The sequence below is a fragment of the Pseudomonas sp. PSB18 genome, assembly GCF_014596565.1.
Taxonomy (GTDB): domain Bacteria; phylum Pseudomonadota; class Gammaproteobacteria; order Pseudomonadales; family Pseudomonadaceae; genus Aquipseudomonas.
In genome coordinates this window covers 1-1,217 of record NZ_NOIN01000026.1, presented here as the reverse complement: position 1 = coordinate 1,217, position 1,217 = coordinate 1, and the positions used below count along the sequence as shown (strand labels likewise).

Here is a 1,217-nt window from a genome sequence, read left to right as displayed (position 1 = left end):
CCCAAGCGCGGCCTGGCGTTCCTGTTGGCCAACGTCATGTTCTGGCAACCGATGTGGGCTCAGGCCGACGGCATCGTCGTCAGTGCGCCGGGCACCAGCCTCGGTCAGGCAGGCAACGGTGTGCCGATCGTCAACATCGCCAAGCCCAACGGCAGCGGTCTGTCCCACAACCAGTTCACGGATTACAACGTCGGCAGCAACGGCGTGATCCTCAACAACGCCACGTCCCGCACCCAGTCCACGCAACTGGGCGGGATCATCCTCGGCAACCCGAACCTCAACGGCGCCGCCGCCACCACCATCCTCAACGAAGTCAACGGCGGTAGCCCGAGCCAGTTACGTGGCTACACCGAGGTGGCGGGGCAGTCGGCTCACGTCATCGTGGCCAACCCCTACGGCATTACCTGCAACGGTTGCGGCTTCATCAACACCCCCCAGGCGACCCTGACCACCGGCAAACCGGTGGTGGAAAACGGCCAGGTGAGTCGCTATCAGGTCGACCAGGGCAGCGTTACCGTCGAAGGGGCGGGTCTCAACGCCACCAATGTCGACCGCTTCGAAATCATCACCCGCAGCGCCAAGATCAACGCCGAGATCCAGGCCAAGAACCTGACCATCGTCGCCGGCCGCAACGACGTCGACGCCGCCACCCTCAACGCCACCGCCCGTGCCGATGACGGCAGCGCCAAACCGCAGCTGGCCATCGACTCCTCGGCCCTGGGCGGCATGTACGCAGGCGCCATCAAGCTGGTGGGTACCGAGGCCGGTGTCGGCGTGAAGCTGGACGGCAAGCTGATCGCCAGTGGTGGTGATATCCAGCTCGACGCCAACGGCCATCTGAGCCTGGCCGACACCTCAGCCAGCGGTGCGGTCACCGCCAAGGCCGCCAGCGCCAACGTGCAAGGTGCCGTGTACGGTGCCAGCGTCAACATGCAAACCAGCGGCGCGCTGGACGTGCAGCAGAACATCGCCGCCCGTGACCGGATCAGCTTGAGCAGCGGTGGGCAGTTGACCAACAACGGCGTCATCGAAGCCGGGGTCAATGCGGATACCACCCGTAACGCCACGGGTGATGTGAGCCTCAGCGCACAAAGCCTCAACAACAGCGGCAAGAGCGTGATCGCCAGCCGCAACCTGACGGCCAACGTGGCGCAAACCCTGAACAACCAGGGCGGGACCCTGAGCGCCGGGCAGGCCTCGACTGTCAAAGCCGGGAC

The 1,217-nt window shown here is 65.3% G+C and carries 1 protein-coding gene; it reads left to right on the top strand.

What is annotated here, in order from left to right; genetic code table 11:
* On the top strand, positions 1–1,217 hold a 1,217-nt coding region (locus CGA22_RS27000), incomplete at both ends, for a filamentous hemagglutinin N-terminal domain-containing protein (RefSeq protein ID WP_188258763.1).